This window comes from Deinococcus grandis (assembly GCF_001485435.1).
Taxonomy (GTDB): Bacteria; Deinococcota; Deinococci; order Deinococcales; family Deinococcaceae; genus Deinococcus; species Deinococcus grandis.
In genome coordinates this window covers 1,293,069-1,307,146 of record NZ_BCMS01000001.1, presented here as the reverse complement: position 1 = coordinate 1,307,146, position 14,078 = coordinate 1,293,069, and the positions used below count along the sequence as shown (strand labels likewise).

The following is a 14,078-nucleotide window of genomic DNA, read 5'->3' as shown; positions in this document are numbered from 1 at the left end:
CCCAGGCGGCGCCCCTGTGCAGCACTGCGTGAGAAACACCACCTTGAACGCTCAGACTGTGAGGACAGTGTGGGAATTCCCTGATGAAATGAAGGGAATGAAGCGAGTCGTCCTGCTCCTCCTGACTGCCGCCGTCTGCGCCGCCCACGCCCAGACGGGCGGCACGCCCAGCGTACCCTTCGGCACCCCCACCTCCCAGAGCGGCGCCCAGCCCATCCCCCTGACCCTGCCCGGCGGTCAGGCGGTCGACGCGAACGCCATGGTGGACAGCGCCGACCTCTTCGACCTGCTCGTGCAGGCGGACTTCCGCGCCTGCGGGCAGACCGCACACCGTGACCCGGCCCTGGACGCCGTCGCGGCCCGCGTCGCGCGGGGTTTTGCACTGAAGAGTGAACTGCAGGCCGCGAAACTGCGCCCCCTGCGCGCCAACCAGTTCGTGCTGCCGAAACTGGGCCGCGCCCCGGCCGTCCTGAAGGCCCTCGCGAACCAGTGCGCCGCGCGGGTCGGCTTCAGCCGCTACGGCGTCGCCGTGCAGGACGGCCGCGCCGCGCTGGTCGCCATGCAGCCCGCGCAGATCGTCGCGGACGACCCCCGCGCGTGGCTGCTGCGCTTCATGGACCTGACCAACGAGGCCCGCCGTCAGGGGCAACGCTGCGGCGACCAGCTGTTCCACAGCGCCCCACCACTGACCTGGAACGACCAGCTGGGCCTGTCCGCGCAGGGACACGTCAGCGACATGATCCGCCTGAACTTCCGCGGGCACGTCAACCCCGAGACCGGCAGCACCCCCGAGAGCCGCGCGCAGGCCGCCGGGTACCCCAGTGCCGCGGTCGGCGAGAACGCCGCGTACGACTCGGTCACGCCCGAGGACGCCCTCCAGAGCCTGCTCGACAGCCCCGGCCACTGCCGGACCCTCATGAACCCCGAGTGGCGCGAGTTCGGCGCCGCGATGGGCAACGGCACGCCCGACACGGTCTTCGCCACGTACTGGGTGCAGAGCTTCGGGCGGTGAGACGGCAGACGGCTGATGGCAGATAGCTGATGGCAGGTGGTGGGCGGGGGTGCTGGCGGGTGCGCCCCTCTCCCCCGTCGGCATTGCCCTGCCGCCAACCTACTGGCCCGCATGAAGGCCGCCGATACGGCTATCCGGCGGGCAGCGGCTAGGCTGCGGGCATGCGAATCGTGATCGTGGGCGGCGTGGCGGCCGGGATGAGCGCGGCCAGTCGGGCGCGGCGTTTCAATCCGGACGCGAGCATCGTGGTGTTCGAACGGGGCGAACAGATCAGTTACGGCGCGTGCGGCCTGCCATACGTGATCGGCGGGGAGGTCGAGTCCTTCGACCGGCTGATCGCGCGCACGCCCGAGCAGATGCGCGGGCGGGGCATCGGCGTGCGCCTGCGCCACGACGTGACGGGCGTGGACTCGGGGGCCGCGACCGTCACCGTGACCGACCGCGCCACCGGGCAGTCCTGCACGGAACCGTACGACCGGCTGCTGATCGCCACCGGCGTCTCCCCTGTCCGGCCCGACTGGGCGGTCACGCCCCTGGGCGGCGTGCACGTCCTGCGGGACATTCCGGACGGCGAGGCGCTGGACGCCAGCGTGCGGGGCGCGAAACGGGCCTGCATCGTGGGCGGCGGGTACATCGGCCTGGAGCTGGCCGAGGCGCTACGCGCGCGCGGCGTGAGCGTCGCGCTGCTGGAAAAGGGCCCGGAAGTGGCGGGGCGCATGCTGGACCCCGACTACCAGCGCCGCGTGCGCGCCGAACTGGAACGAAACGGCGTGGACGTCCGCTGCGGCGTGACCGTGCAAGGCCTGACCGGAAAGGGCCGCGTGAGTGGCGTGCAGACCGATCAGGGCCTCGTGCGGGCCGATCTGGTCGTCGTGGCGGTCGGCGTGAAACCGAACGTGGGCCTGGCGAAGGCGGCAGGCGCGCGGCTGGGCCGCACCGGCGCGGTCGCCGTGAACGCCAGGCAGGAAACAACCGTTCAGGGCGTGTACAGCGCCGGGGACAACACCGAGAGCGTGCACCGCGTCACGCGCCGCCGCGTGCACATCCCGCTGGGCCTCACCGCGAACCGCATGGGCCGCATCGCCGGGGTGAACATGGCCGGCGGCGACGCGCGCTTCCCCGGCGTGGTCGGCACCGGCATCTTCAAGGCCTTCGACCTGGGCGTGGCCCGCACCGGCCTCACGCAGGCCGACGCGGACACGCTGGGCCTGAACGCCGTCAGCGTGGACGTCAGCAGCACCGACCACGCCGGGTACCACCGCACCAGCCGCCCCATCCACGTCCGCCTGACCGCCGAGAAGGGATCCGGCCGCCTGCTGGGCGCGCAACTGATCGGCGAGAACCACCTCAGCGTCAAGCGGGTGGACGTCGTCGCGGCCCTGCTGGGTCAGCGGGCCACCGCGCAGGACCTCTTCGACGCGGACCTCGCCTACGCCCCACCCTTCAGCGGCGTGTGGGACGTGCTCCTGGTCGCCGCCGACCGCCTGCACAAGCTGGTGTGATACGGGATTCAAGTGATTCCACATTATTCGGAGTCGCCCGGTGGCCCCCTCACCCTTCCGTCGCTTCGCGCCTCCCTCCCTCTCCCACAGGGGGAGAGGGGACAACGGAACGCGATCACGGTTCAAGCAAGTCAATTTAATCCCGTATGATACGGATTCCGTCTGTTTCGTTGACAACCCGGAACGTCACCGCGTTGCCAACTCCACGCCCGGAGGGGCGTTTTGCTCCTGCTCGCTCTGCTGCGCAGCTCTGCCAGTCCGCTCGGGTTGACGGTTTTTGCAGACCTTTCAACCGGAGTCCGTATGACCGCAGCGCGGCCCGCCTCCACCGGGAAGCGGGCCGCGTGCGCCGTGCGGGTTACGCCCGGACGAGGTACGCGCTGTCGATGACGTCCAGCGCGCGGACCTGATCGAGCTGTTCGGCGGTCAGGGCGTCGTCGAGAGTCAGGGTGAACAGCGCCTGCCCGCCCTTCTCGGCGCGGCCGAGGGCCATCCCGGCGATGTTCACGCCCCAGCTGCCGAGCAGGGTGCTGAGTTTGGCGACGGCGCCGGGTTTGTCCTGGTTGCTGGCGATCAGGATGAAGCCCTCGGGTTCGAGTTCCACCCGGAAGTCCCGCAGGCGGGTCAGGCGGGGGTTGCGGCCGAAGACGGTGCCGCCGACGGTGCGGGTGCGTTCCTTCTCGCCCTTGGCGCCGCCTGTGACTTTCACGATGACTTCGGTCTGGTAGTCGGGGCTGTCCTGTTCCTCGCGGATGGCGATGTTCACGCCGCGTTCCCTGGCCAGGGCGCGGGCGTTGATCATGTTGGGCGTCTCGTCGGTGATGCCCGACAGGTAGCCGACGAGGACGCTCGTGACGACCGGGGCGGGGTCGGCGGGGAACTCTCCCCGGAAGGTGACCTCCACGTCGTGCGCGCCGGGCAGCAGCTGCGCGAGGATGCGGCCCAGCTTCTCGCCGAGTTTCAGGTAGCCGCCGAGCGCCTCGAGGGTCTTGGCGTCGAGCGCGGGGGCGTTCACGGCGCCCTTGCTGACGTCGCCGTGCAGGGCGTCGAGGACGCGGGAGACGATCTCCGCGCCGACGCGTTCCTGCGCTTCGAAGGTGTTCGCGCCCAGGTGCGCGGTGATGCCCAGATTCGGGGCGCCCAGGAAGATGTGGTCGGGCGCGGGGGGTTCGTCCACGAACACGTCCACCCCGGCGGCGAACAGGTGACCGCTGTGCAGGGCGTCCACGAGCGCCTGCTCGTCGATGATGCCGCCGCGCGCGGCGTTCACGGCGATGGCGCCCTTCTTCAGGCGGGCGAGCTGCTCGGCGCCGATCATGCCGCGCGTCTCGTCCGTCAGGGGGGTGTGCACGGTGATGGCGTCCACCTGCGCGAGCAGGTCGTCCAGGGTGGCGGCGCGGGTGACGCCCAGCCGCTCGAACTTGCTGTCCGGCACGTAGGGGTCGAAGGCCACGACGTGCATGCGCAGGCCCTGCGCGCGGTCCGCGACGATGCTGCCGATGCGGCCCAGGCCCACGATGCCCAGGGTCTTGTCCTTGAGTTCCAGGCCCAGGTACTTGCGGTCCCACTGCCCGGCGCGGGTCTTGCTGTCACTGCGGGTCAGGCCGCGCGCGGCGGCCATCAGGTGCATGACGGCCAGTTCCGCCGCAGACACGTTGTTGCTCTCTGGGGCGTTCAGGACGAGCAGGCCGCGCAGGCTGGCGTACTCCAGGTCGATGTTGTCCACGCCGACGCCACCGCGCCCGATGACCTTGAGTCTGGGCCCGGCCGCGTCGATCAGTTCGCGGTCCACCTTGGTGCGGCTGCGGGTGATCAGCGCGTCGTACTCCGGCAGGCGGCGCAGCGTCTCGGCGCGGTCCATGTTGCCCTGGTAGTCGATCTGGAAGCCGTCGTGGTTCAGGTCGCCGGGGTTCATCTCGTCGCAGATCAGGACGCGCAGCGGCGCAGCGGCGGTCCGGTCGGCCTGGGTGGGGGCGGTGGCGGTCATGCCCCGAGGGTACGCGCCCCCCGGGCGACGGGCGCTGATTTGGCTAGGGGGAGCTTGGGTGTTTCCTGAAAGATCGGGGAGCGAGTGGACAAAATTTTTTAGGCATGCCTAATATGATCTATGTCAAGTCTGCCCCCACACGACGTCACGGCTCCCGGCAGCCTGGACGACCGCATGACCCGCCGCGCCGAGGCCGTTCTGGCCCGGCACTCGCAGAAGCGCGGGCTGGCCCGCATCCTGCCGTTCCTCGGCCCGGCCGTGATCGCGTCCATCGCGTACATGGACCCCGGGAACTTCGCCACGAACATCCAGGGCGGCGCGCAGTTCGGGTACGCGCTGCTGTGGGTGATCCTCGCGGCGAACCTCATGGCGATGCTGATCCAGAACCTCAGCGCGAAACTGGGCATCGCTACGGGCAAGAACCTGCCGGAGACCATCCGGGAACGCTGGCCGCGCCCGGTCGTGTGGCTGTACTGGGTGCAGGCGGAGATCGTCGCGATGGCCACCGACCTCGCGGAGTTCCTGGGCGCGGCGGTCGCCATTCAGCTGCTGACCGGCCTGCCCCTGATCTGGGGCGCGAGCATCACGGCCGTCCTGACCTTCTGGCTGCTGACCATCCAGCGGCGGGGCTTCCGCCCGCTGGAACTGGTCATCGGGGGCTTCGTGTCCGTGATCGGCGTGGCGTACCTGACGCAGTTCGTGGTGGCCCGCCCGGCACTGGCCGAGCTGGGGCGCGGCTTCATTCCCAGCTTCCAGGGCGTGGACAGCGTGTACCTCGCGGTGGGGATCATCGGGGCGACGGTCATGCCGCACGTCATCTACCTGCACTCCGCGCTGACGCAGGGGCGCGTGCCCACCCGCAACGACGACGAGAAACTGCGCCTCAGCCGCCTGAACCGCGTGGACGTGATCGCCTCGATGGGCGTGGCGGGCCTGATCAACATGAGCATGCTGGCCGTCGCCGCCGCCACCTTCTACGGCAAGGGCGTCGAGAACGCCGGGGACCTGGAGACCGCGTACCGCACCCTGACGCCGCTGCTGGGCCCGGCCGCCGCGACCGCGTTCGCCATCGCGCTGCTCGCCAGCGGCCTGAGCAGCAGCGCGGTGGGCACCATGGCCGGGCAGGTCATCATGCAGGGCTTCGTGAACTTCAGCATTCCGCTGTGGCTGCGCCGCACGATCACCATGCTCCCGGCGTTCATCGTGATCCTGCTGGGCCTGAACCCCACGGACGTGCTGGTGCTGTCGCAGGTGATCCTGTCGTTCGGCGTGCCGTTCGCGCTCGTGCCGCTGCTGCTGTTCACCGCGCGGCGTGACGTCATGGGCGTCCTGACCAGCAAGCCGCTCGTGACCGGGCTGGGCTGGCTGTTCGCCAGCATCATCATCGGCCTGAACGTGTACCTGCTGTGGGGAGCGTTCACTAACTGACGCGGAATCGAGAAACGAAGGGGGCGGCCCGGTTCAACTGACCGGGCCGCTAATTTCATTCCGCGTTCAGCGGGGGTACATGGCGTTGATGGTGCTCTTGTCGGTCGTGGAGAAGCCGTTGCGCTGCCCCATGCGGTTCAGGTCGATGCTCGGGTCGATCGGCTGGATGGCGATCTTCCCATCGAAGAACGCGGGGTAGTGCATGATCGAGTCGAAGTCGTACGCGCCGTACCCGGCGCTGCCGCTGCGGATCTGGTACTGGCTCTGCCAGTCGGCGGGGATGTTCGCCCAGATGATCGTCACGGACTTGTCGCGGTCGGGGCGGGTCTGCTCGTGGAACAGGCCCATGGCGTGCCCGAACTCGTGGATGATCGAGCCGGTCGTGCAGCGGTCGGCCAGGGTGATGGTCTGCTTGCCGCCCACCATGCCCAGGCTGGACGCGCAGCTGGTGCCGGTGTTGTACGTGATCTCCACGTAGTTGCGCTGCGTGGTGCTGGTGCGGGGCGTCACGACGACGTTCGTGGTCGAACGGATCGTGGAGGCGGCAGCCGCCACGCGGTCACGGATCGCCTGGGGGACGTTCGCGGCGAAGGTGTACGGAATGGTGCGGCCCGTCCAGCGGTAGCGGGTGTCCACGACGTACGTGCCTTCCTTGCCCAGAGGCTTCTCGGTCAGGCTGGCGAGGATGATGTCGTCCTCGAGCATCAGGTAGCCGTCCTGCTTGAAGCCCATGACCTGCTGCTCGGTGCCGTCGGGCATGATCAGGGTCGCGGGGGCCTTCTCGGGGGTCACGCGGGCGTCGGGGGTGGGGGACGGGCTGCAGGCAGCCAGGATGACGGACAGGACAATGAGGGAAGACGCGACGCGCATGGGTGAAACCTCCGTTGTGTGGTGTACCCCGCGAAGATAGTGAAGGTCTGATGAAAAGTAAAGGGGGCGACGCGAACGTCTGCCCCCCACCGGCCTCTCCGGCACCCGACGGCACCGGTCGACCTGTTTCAGCCCGTGCGGGCGCGCAGCCAGTCCAGGATGACCTGCCGCACCTGGTCGCGCGGCTCGTCGTTCAGGAGTTCGTGGTAGCCGCCCTCGACGGTGTGCAGGGTCCTGTCAGTGGACGCGATCGTGTCGTGGAAGCGCTGGCTGCCGCGCGGGTCGGTGATCCGGTCGGCCGTGCCGTGCAGGGTCAGGGTGGGCAGCGTCCAGCGGGCGTACTCGGGCCACAGGCGGCCGCTGAGGCCCAGCATGGTCGCGCCGGTCAGGGCCGGGACGTTCCCGTGGTACATGACCGGGTCGGCCTCGTACGCGGCGACCTCGTCGGTCAGGCGCGACAGGCCGCCGGTGCCGAGGTCGCTGGTCTTCAGGCCCGGCGCAACGCGCGCGATGACCGGCGCGAGCCGCTTGAGCCACGCGGGTTCGTTCTCCCCCACCAGCAGCGCCGGGCTGGAGAGGATCACGCCGCTCAGGCCGCGCGGGTCGCGGGCCGCGCTGGCCGCCGTGACCAGTCCACCCATGGAGTGCCCCAGCGCGAACACCGGCAGGTCCTGCGCGCGCAGCGCCTCGCGGGCTTTCAGGTGATCCTCGACGAGCACGTTCAGGTCCGCGACCGCCTGCCGCCCCGGGGAGTTCCCGTGGCCGCGCTGATCGTAGGCGTACACGCTGATCCCGGCGTCGGCCAGCGTGGGAATCAATCGGTGGTAGCGCTCCACGTAGCGGCCCGCGTACTCCCCGAACCCGTGCGAGAGCAGCAGCGCCGCCCTCGGGCTGGCCGCCCGCCACACGTACCCCTCGACCGGTGCGCCCGGTACCGTCCACGCTTCGTTGTGCATGAACCGAGTCTACCGGGGGTGATGGGTGATGGGTGATGGTCGACAGCGTGCGCGCGACCCGACCGCCCCCGTCAAGCGCCCCACTTCCCACAACCCACTCCCTACTCCCCCAGAAAGTCGTCCACCAGCGCGCGGTACCGCTCCGCCTCTTCCAGCGCGGGGAAGTGCCCGCTGTGGGCCAGGATCTCCTGGCGGGCGTGGGGGATCAGGGCGGCGATCTCCGCTCCGGCGGGGGGTGGGTTGAGGGGGTCGTGCGCGCCGCTGAGGATCAGGGTGGGGGCGGTGACGCGGGGCAGGCCGGGGCGGAAGTCGAAGCGTTCCAGGGCGCGGCGGGCGGCGTCGGCCTGTTCCGGCGTCTGGGCCAGTCCGGTCGCGTGGTCGTCGGCGGTGCGGCGGGCGACCTCGTCCCGGATGGCCTGCGGGGTGCCGGGGGCGAACATGCGATCCAGCAGGAACGCCTGGACCTCCTGCTGGGTCAGGTCCCGCAGGTCGTCCTCGTGCCGGGCCATCAGGGCGGCGGTGCCGCTGGTCTGCCCGCTGGCCTTCGGGACGACCAGGATCAGCCGCGTGACGCGATCCGGGTGGGCGGTGGCGAGGGCCTGCGCGACGTAGCTGCCCATGCTGGTGCCCATCACGTCCGCCTGCGGGAAGTTCAGGGCGTCCATGACGGTCAGCACGTCGCTGACGTGATCCGCCAGCGTGTAGTTCGCGGGGCGGCCCGAGCGGCCGTGCCCGCGGCTGTCGAGGGCGATCACGCGCCGCGTCCCGGCGAGGTGGTGCAGGTCGGCGTCCAGCCAGCCGCTGTGGCTGCCCAGGCCGTGCAGGAGGATCAGTGGGTGCCCCTCGCCCCGCCCCTGCACGAACAGTGGGGTGCCGTCGGCTGCGGGGATGATCACGGGGCGTCCGGGGTGGGCAGGGTGCCTGCCACGGCGGCCAGCGCGTAGGCGTATTCCTCGGCGATCTCGTTGAGGTACTCGTAGCGGCTGCTGGACCCGCCGTGCCCGGCGCCCATGATGGTCTTCAGGACGACGGTCCCGCTGCCGGGCTGCGCGAGGTCACGCACGCGGGCGGCGAACTTGGCGGGTTCCCAGTACGCGACGCGCGGGTCGTTCAGGCCGGTGCTGACGAACAGGTGCGGGTAGCGGGTGGCCTTGAGGTTGTCGTAGGGGCTGTACGCGGCCATCACGGCGTACTGCGCCTCGTGGTTGGGGTTCCCCCACTCGTCGTACTCGTTCGTGGTCAGCGGGATGCTGTCGTCGAGCATGGTGCTCAGCACATCCACGAACGGCACGCCGGGGAACACGGCGGTCCACAGGTCGGGGCGCAGGTTCAGCGCCGCGCCCATCAGGAGGCCGCCCGCGCTGCGGCCCATGGCGACCAGTTCGCGCGCGGTGCCGTCCGCCTTCAGGGCCTCCCCGGCGGCGACGAAGTCGGTGAAGGTGTTCATCTTGTGCGCCAGTCGCCCGGCGTCGTACCAGCGGCGGCCCAGTTCGGACCCGCCCCGGACGTGCGCGATGGCGTACACCCAGCCCCGGTCCACCAGCGGCAGGCGCGTGATGGAGAACGCGGGGTCCATGCTGAAGCCGTAACTGCCGTAGCCGTACAGCAGGGTCGGCGCGGGCAGGAGGGTGTCCCGGCGGCGCAGCAGGCTCACGGGGACGCGCTCGCCGTCGGGCGCGGTGATCCAGGTCTGCTCGCTGACGTACAAGCTGGCGTCGTAGCCGGGGACCGGCGTGGCCTTCACCAGGGTGGTGTTCAGGCTGTTCAGGTCGAGGTCGAGGTGTTCGACGGGCCGGGTGAGGCTGGTGAACACGATCCGCGCGCTGCCCGAGTCGAAGACGTGGTTCGCGCCGATGCGGACGGTGACGCTGTCCTCGGGGAACTCGACGCGGCGGGCCGGACCGTACCCGCCGGGCGTGCGGGCCAGCACCCACAGGCGCGTGAAGCCATCTTCGCGCCCGGACAGCAGGAGGTGATCCCGGAAGAGGTGCAGGCCGGTCAGGTGCCGCGCCGGGTCGTACGGGAGGACGTCCTGCGCGTCGGCCCAGTTCAGCGCGCCCGCGCGTTTCGGGAAGCGCACGAGTTTGAATTCCTCGGCGCCGCCGTGGTTCGTCAGGGCCAGCCAGTGATCCCCGGCGTCCGTCAGGACCGGGACCTCGGTGCCACGTTCACGCGGGAGGAGCAGCGTGGGTTGCGCGCCGTCCTGCGCGGTGTCCAGCACCAACCATTCCTCGGCCTTGTTGCTCTGACTCAGAAGCATTAATGCGCCGCCGACCTCCGTCTGACCGGCTGAGACGCGGAAGGTCGCGTCGGGTTCGTTCAGCAGCCGCTCGTCCTGCGCCTGCGGCTGCCCCAGCGTGTGCCGCCAGATGCTGTCCGGGCGCTGCGTGGCGTCGTCGGTCGCGTAGTACAGCCCCGTTCCGGCCGCGTTCCAGTCGAGCACCCAGCCGCTCAGGCCGGTCAATGGGGCCTCGACCAGTTCACCGGTGGCGGTGTCCAGCACGCGCAGCCCGAAGACCTCCTGCCCGGTCGTGTCGAGCAGGTACGCCCACAGCCGCCCGTCCGGGCTGGGCACCGCGCGGTACACCCACACGTTCTCCAGACCCTCGCGGACCTTCAGGGCGTTCAGGTCCAGCAGCGTCTCCTCGGGCCCGCCCACCAGGGGACGGCGCATGAAGATCGCGTGCGCCTGCCCCTCCAGGGTCCGCTGGAAGTAAGCGTACGCGCCGCGCACGACCTCCGGCTGGTCGTCCTGCTCCTGCACGTGCGACAGCAACTCGCGGTAGATCGCCGCCTGCGTGTCCCGCAGCGGGGCCATCACGGCGTCCAGGTGCGCGTTCTCGGCGCTCAGGTAGGCCAGCACCTCGGGGTCGGCCTTGCCCTGGGTTTTCAGCCAGTGGTAATCGTCGGCGCGCTGGACGCCGTGAATATCGTGCAGGACGCCCTTGCGGGCGGCGCGGGGTGCAGAGGTCATACCCCGGAGCATAGCGGTACGTCTCAGGGTGCACTGCTGGACCTGACCGGCTGCCCCCGCCGGGGTGGGGGCTCAGCGCGGCATGCAGATCAGCGCAGCGCCTTGACGAGCTGCCGCTCGACGAGTTGCGCGGCGATCGGGCCGCGGATGCGGCGGAACAGGTGGTAGTCGAAGAAGTACACCTGCCCGGCCTGACTGGCGCGCAGGCGGCTGGTGATCGCCCCGGCGGTCCACTCGGCGCGGGCGCGGGTGGGCGTGCTGGTCCCGGCGGCCAGGACGATCACGGCGTCCGGGTCCAGGGCCGCGAGCCCCTCCACGCTGACCACGGCGTCCTTCTTCTGCCCGTCGATGACGTTCAGGCCCACGTCGCGCAGCAGGCCGCCGGTCCAGTCGTCGCTGCCGCTGATCGTGAAGGTGTTGCGGGCGTCCCCTCCGGCCGTCCAGACGACCAGCACGCGCTTCCTGCCGAACGCGGTCAGCTGCGCGCGGGTGGCCTGCACGCCCTTGGTGTAGGTGTTCAGGGCGCTGCGGTAGGCGGCCTCGCGGTTCAGGACGCGGGCCAGGGTGGGCAGCGTCTTCTGCCACGCGCCACGGTCGATGCCGTCGAGCAGCAGCGTGGGCGCGATGCGGCTGAGCTGCGGGTACACGTTCGCGGCGTACGTCTCGCCGACGATCAGGTCCGGGCGCAGGGAGGTCAGGATCTCGAGGTTCGGGTTGAAGCGGTCGCCGACGTTCACGGGCGCGCTGGTCACGCGGCTGCCCAGGTACTTGATGTCGCGGATGGGCGAACCGAACGCCGGGGTTTTCAGGAACGTGGAGGCCTCGCCGTAGCCGACGGGCTGCACGCCGATGGCCAGCAGCAGGTCCAGCGCGTGCGGGCCGAGGGCCACGACGCGCAGCGGCTGCCGGGGGATGGTGGTCGTTCCGGCGGCGTGCGTGACGGTCTGGGGGTACGTGGCGGCGCTGGCGGTCAGGGCGGCGCTGCCCAGGCCAGCGGAGAGGGTCAGGAGGGTGGTTCGTGTGTGCATGGGTGTCCTTGTGCGCCGGGGTCCGTGGGGGACGGCCGCGCTGGTGTGGGGGATTGTGCCAGACTCAATCCCGAGTTGTAAGGTCGGGATTCGTCGTGGGGAATCACGCAACCATGAAGTTCCGCTCAACCGCACCCGTGCCGACCCCACCACCCGACCGCGCAGACTGGAGCGCATGGCAGACATCGCACGCAAGGCAATGGCCCACTGGGAAGGCGACCTCAAACACGGCAAGGGCACCGTCAGCACCGAGAGCGGCGTGCTGGACGGCGCGCAGTACTCGTTCGGCACCCGCTTCGAGAACGGCAAGGGCACCAACCCCGAAGAACTCCTGGCCAGCGCCCACGCCGGGTGCTTCACCATGCAGCTCTCGGCACTCCTCGCCAACCACGGCCACACCATCGAGTCCCTGGACACCCAGGCCACCTGCGAGATGGTCAAGGACGGCGCGGGCTTCAAGGTCAGCGCCATGAAACTCGTCGTGCGCGGCAAGGTCACGGGCAGCGACCAGGCCGACTTCGAGGCGCACGTCAAGCAGGCCGCTGACATGTGCCCCATGAGTCAGGTCATGAAAGGCAACGTCGAGATCACCCACGAAGCCATCCTCGAATAAGCACGCCACCCGCCCGGCTACCGCACTCGTGCTGGTGGCCGGTTCCTTGTCTTACGCTGACTCATGCGCTTCCCTGCTCTGCCGCCGGTCCTGACCGGACTGCTCCTCTCCCCCGTGGCGCATGCGGCCACGCTCTTCGCGCCTGCAGACGTGCAGCGCGCCGCCGCGTACTCGCAGGCGCACCGGGGCGACGCGGTGCTCGTCTGGCAGGACGGCCGCGAGGTGTTCGCCCAGGCGCAGAACGGCTTCGACCTGAACGACCCGCACGTCCTCGCCAGCGGCAGCAAGACCTTCGGGTGCCTGCTGGCCGTCGCCCTGCAGGACGCGGGCGTGCTGCGGCTCGACGAGCGGGCCGCCGACACCCTGACCGAATGGCGCGGCGACGCCCGGCGGGACATCACGGTGCGGCAACTGCTGAACTTCACGGGGGGCCTGCCGGGCAACGTGGGCAGCCCCATTCCCACCCTGAACCGCGACCTGAGCGCCGCCGCGCTGGCCGCCACCCCGACCTCGCCCGCCGGGCAGGCGTTCCACTACGGAAACGCGCACCTGGCGGCGTTCGCGGAACTCGTGCGCCGCAAGACCGGGCAGGAGCCCGAGGTGGCGTTGCAGGTGCGCGTGCTGGACGCCCTGGACGTCCACCCCGTCTGGGCGCGCGACCGCGCCGGGCACGCCGATCTGGCCGGAGGCGCCCGCCTGAGCGCCCGCGAGTGGGCGCGGGTCGGGCAGCTGCTCCTGCAGGGCGGGCAGTGGCAGGGCCGCACGCTCCTGAGTGCCGCCGGGCTGGGCGAGTGCCACCAGGGCAGCGCGGCGCTGAGCGTGTATGGCCTGAACCTCTGGCTGAACGTCCCCACGAACGGCACGCTGGACAGCGGCGACACCGTCCCCGTCGCCGCGCTGAACCTGAAGGGCGACCGGCTGATGCCCAGCCAGCCCACGAGCGTGTTCATGGCGGCGGGCGCGGCGAACCAGCGGCTGTACGTCCTGCCGGACCGGAACGCGGTGATCGTGCGCTTCGGGCGGGGCGGCGACTGGAACGACGACACGTTCCTGAAGCTCATGACCGGCCCGTAAGCGTTCTGGCGCAGGTCAGGCCAGGAGTGCGTGTGGCAGGCTGGCGCGCATGAGTTTCCTGTTCTATCTGGTCGGCGCGCCCGGCAGCGGCAAACGCACGGTCGGCAAAGAATTGTCGGCCCTGACGGGCGCGGCGCTGCTGGACAACCACCTGTTCAACGATCCGGTGTTCACGGCGTTCGGCGTGGACGGCGTGAGTCCGGTCCCGCCGGAACTGTTCGATCTGGCCGAGGAGGTCCGGCAGGTGGGCCTGCGGGCGCTGCGGCTGTCCCCGCCCGCGCGGTCACACATCCTGACGAACTACCTGAGTCGCGTCGAGGACGGTGAGGAGGTCGTGGCCGAGTTGCGTGCGCTGGCGCGCGAGCGGGGCGCGGCGTTCGTGCCGGTATGGCTGGAGTGTCCCCTGCCGGAACTGGAGGCGCGGATGGGGCAACCGGAGCGCCGGGAACGCCTGAAACTGCGTGATCCGCTGATCCTGCGCGGCCTGATGGAACGCGGCGGCGTGATGGAGGCCCCGGCGGACGCGCTGGTGCTGGATACTTCGTGCCTGGAGCCGCATAAGGCGGCGCGGCGGATCGTGGCGTTCGCGGCGGGTGTTGCGGGTGCGGGTATGCTTGCCAATCCAGCGTGATCC

General features: G+C 70.4%; 12 protein-coding genes. 6 read left to right on the top strand and 6 right to left on the bottom strand.

Annotated features, from left to right (window positions below; all coding sequences use genetic code 11):
- The first annotated feature begins 97 nt into the window (after positions 1-97).
- Together DEIGR_RS06500 and DEIGR_RS06495 are read left to right on the top strand one after the other, a co-directional pair.
- A complete protein-coding gene (locus tag DEIGR_RS06500; protein ID WP_153013658.1) occupies positions 98-1,012 on the top strand; it encodes a CAP domain-containing protein in 915 nt (304 codons plus the stop codon).
- A gap of 161 nt (positions 1,013-1,173) precedes the next feature.
- Complete coding sequence (locus tag DEIGR_RS06495; protein ID WP_058976232.1) at positions 1,174-2,514, top strand: FAD-dependent oxidoreductase; 1,341 nt, start codon at positions 1,174-1,176, stop codon at positions 2,512-2,514.
- Between the two features lie 358 nt (positions 2,515-2,872).
- Here the strand turns inward: DEIGR_RS06495 and serA are convergent, their stop codons facing one another.
- Positions 2,873-4,501, bottom strand: coding sequence for a phosphoglycerate dehydrogenase (gene serA, locus DEIGR_RS06490; protein ID WP_058976231.1), 1,629 nt, complete (start codon positions 4,499-4,501; stop codon positions 2,873-2,875).
- Between the two features lie 120 nt (positions 4,502-4,621).
- On the opposite strand from serA, the gene DEIGR_RS06485 reads away from it, so the two are divergent.
- Positions 4,622-5,929 carry an Nramp family divalent metal transporter gene (locus DEIGR_RS06485; protein ID WP_153013657.1) on the top strand — a complete coding sequence of 436 codons (1,308 nt, stop codon included), beginning with the start codon at positions 4,622-4,624 and terminating at the stop codon, positions 5,927-5,929.
- A 66-nt stretch (positions 5,930-5,995) separates the two neighbouring features.
- Here the strand turns inward: DEIGR_RS06485 and DEIGR_RS06480 are convergent, their stop codons facing one another.
- The 5 genes from DEIGR_RS06480 to DEIGR_RS06460 form a co-directional block, all read right to left on the bottom strand.
- On the bottom strand, positions 5,996-6,799 hold the full coding sequence (locus DEIGR_RS06480) for a M12 family metallopeptidase (RefSeq protein ID WP_058976230.1): 804 nt from the start codon (positions 6,797-6,799) through the stop codon (positions 5,996-5,998).
- Between the two features lie 128 nt (positions 6,800-6,927).
- On the bottom strand, positions 6,928-7,755 hold the full coding sequence (locus tag DEIGR_RS06475) for an alpha/beta hydrolase (RefSeq protein ID WP_058976229.1): 828 nt from the start codon (positions 7,753-7,755) through the stop codon (positions 6,928-6,930).
- Positions 7,756-7,856: 101 nt separating this feature from the next.
- Positions 7,857-8,651, bottom strand: coding sequence for an alpha/beta fold hydrolase (locus DEIGR_RS06470; protein WP_058976228.1), 795 nt, complete (start codon positions 8,649-8,651; stop codon positions 7,857-7,859).
- Entirely contained in the window at positions 8,648-10,729 is a 2,082-nt protein-coding gene (locus DEIGR_RS06465) for a S9 family peptidase (protein WP_058976227.1), read from the bottom strand. Before DEIGR_RS06465 ends, DEIGR_RS06470 begins: the two co-directional genes overlap by 4 nt.
- Positions 10,730-10,818: 89 nt before the next feature.
- Positions 10,819-11,757, bottom strand: coding sequence for an ABC transporter substrate-binding protein (locus DEIGR_RS06460; RefSeq protein ID WP_058976226.1), 939 nt, complete (start codon positions 11,755-11,757; stop codon positions 10,819-10,821).
- Positions 11,758-11,932: 175 nt separating this feature from the next.
- Between DEIGR_RS06460 and DEIGR_RS06455 the strand changes: the two genes are divergently transcribed.
- From DEIGR_RS06455 to DEIGR_RS06445, 3 genes are all read left to right on the top strand, one after another.
- Positions 11,933-12,370 (top strand): OsmC family protein, encoded by a 438-nt coding sequence (locus DEIGR_RS06455; protein WP_058976225.1) that lies wholly within the window; start codon positions 11,933-11,935, stop codon positions 12,368-12,370.
- 63 nt (positions 12,371-12,433) lie between these two features.
- Complete coding sequence (locus tag DEIGR_RS06450) at positions 12,434-13,444, top strand: serine hydrolase domain-containing protein (protein WP_058976224.1); 1,011 nt, start codon at positions 12,434-12,436, stop codon at positions 13,442-13,444.
- A gap of 49 nt (positions 13,445-13,493) precedes the next feature.
- Positions 13,494-14,075: a P-loop NTPase family protein gene (locus tag DEIGR_RS06445; RefSeq protein ID WP_058976223.1), complete on the top strand. Its 582-nt coding sequence runs from the start codon at positions 13,494-13,496 to the stop codon at positions 14,073-14,075.
- The last annotated feature ends 3 nt before the right edge of the window (positions 14,076-14,078 follow it).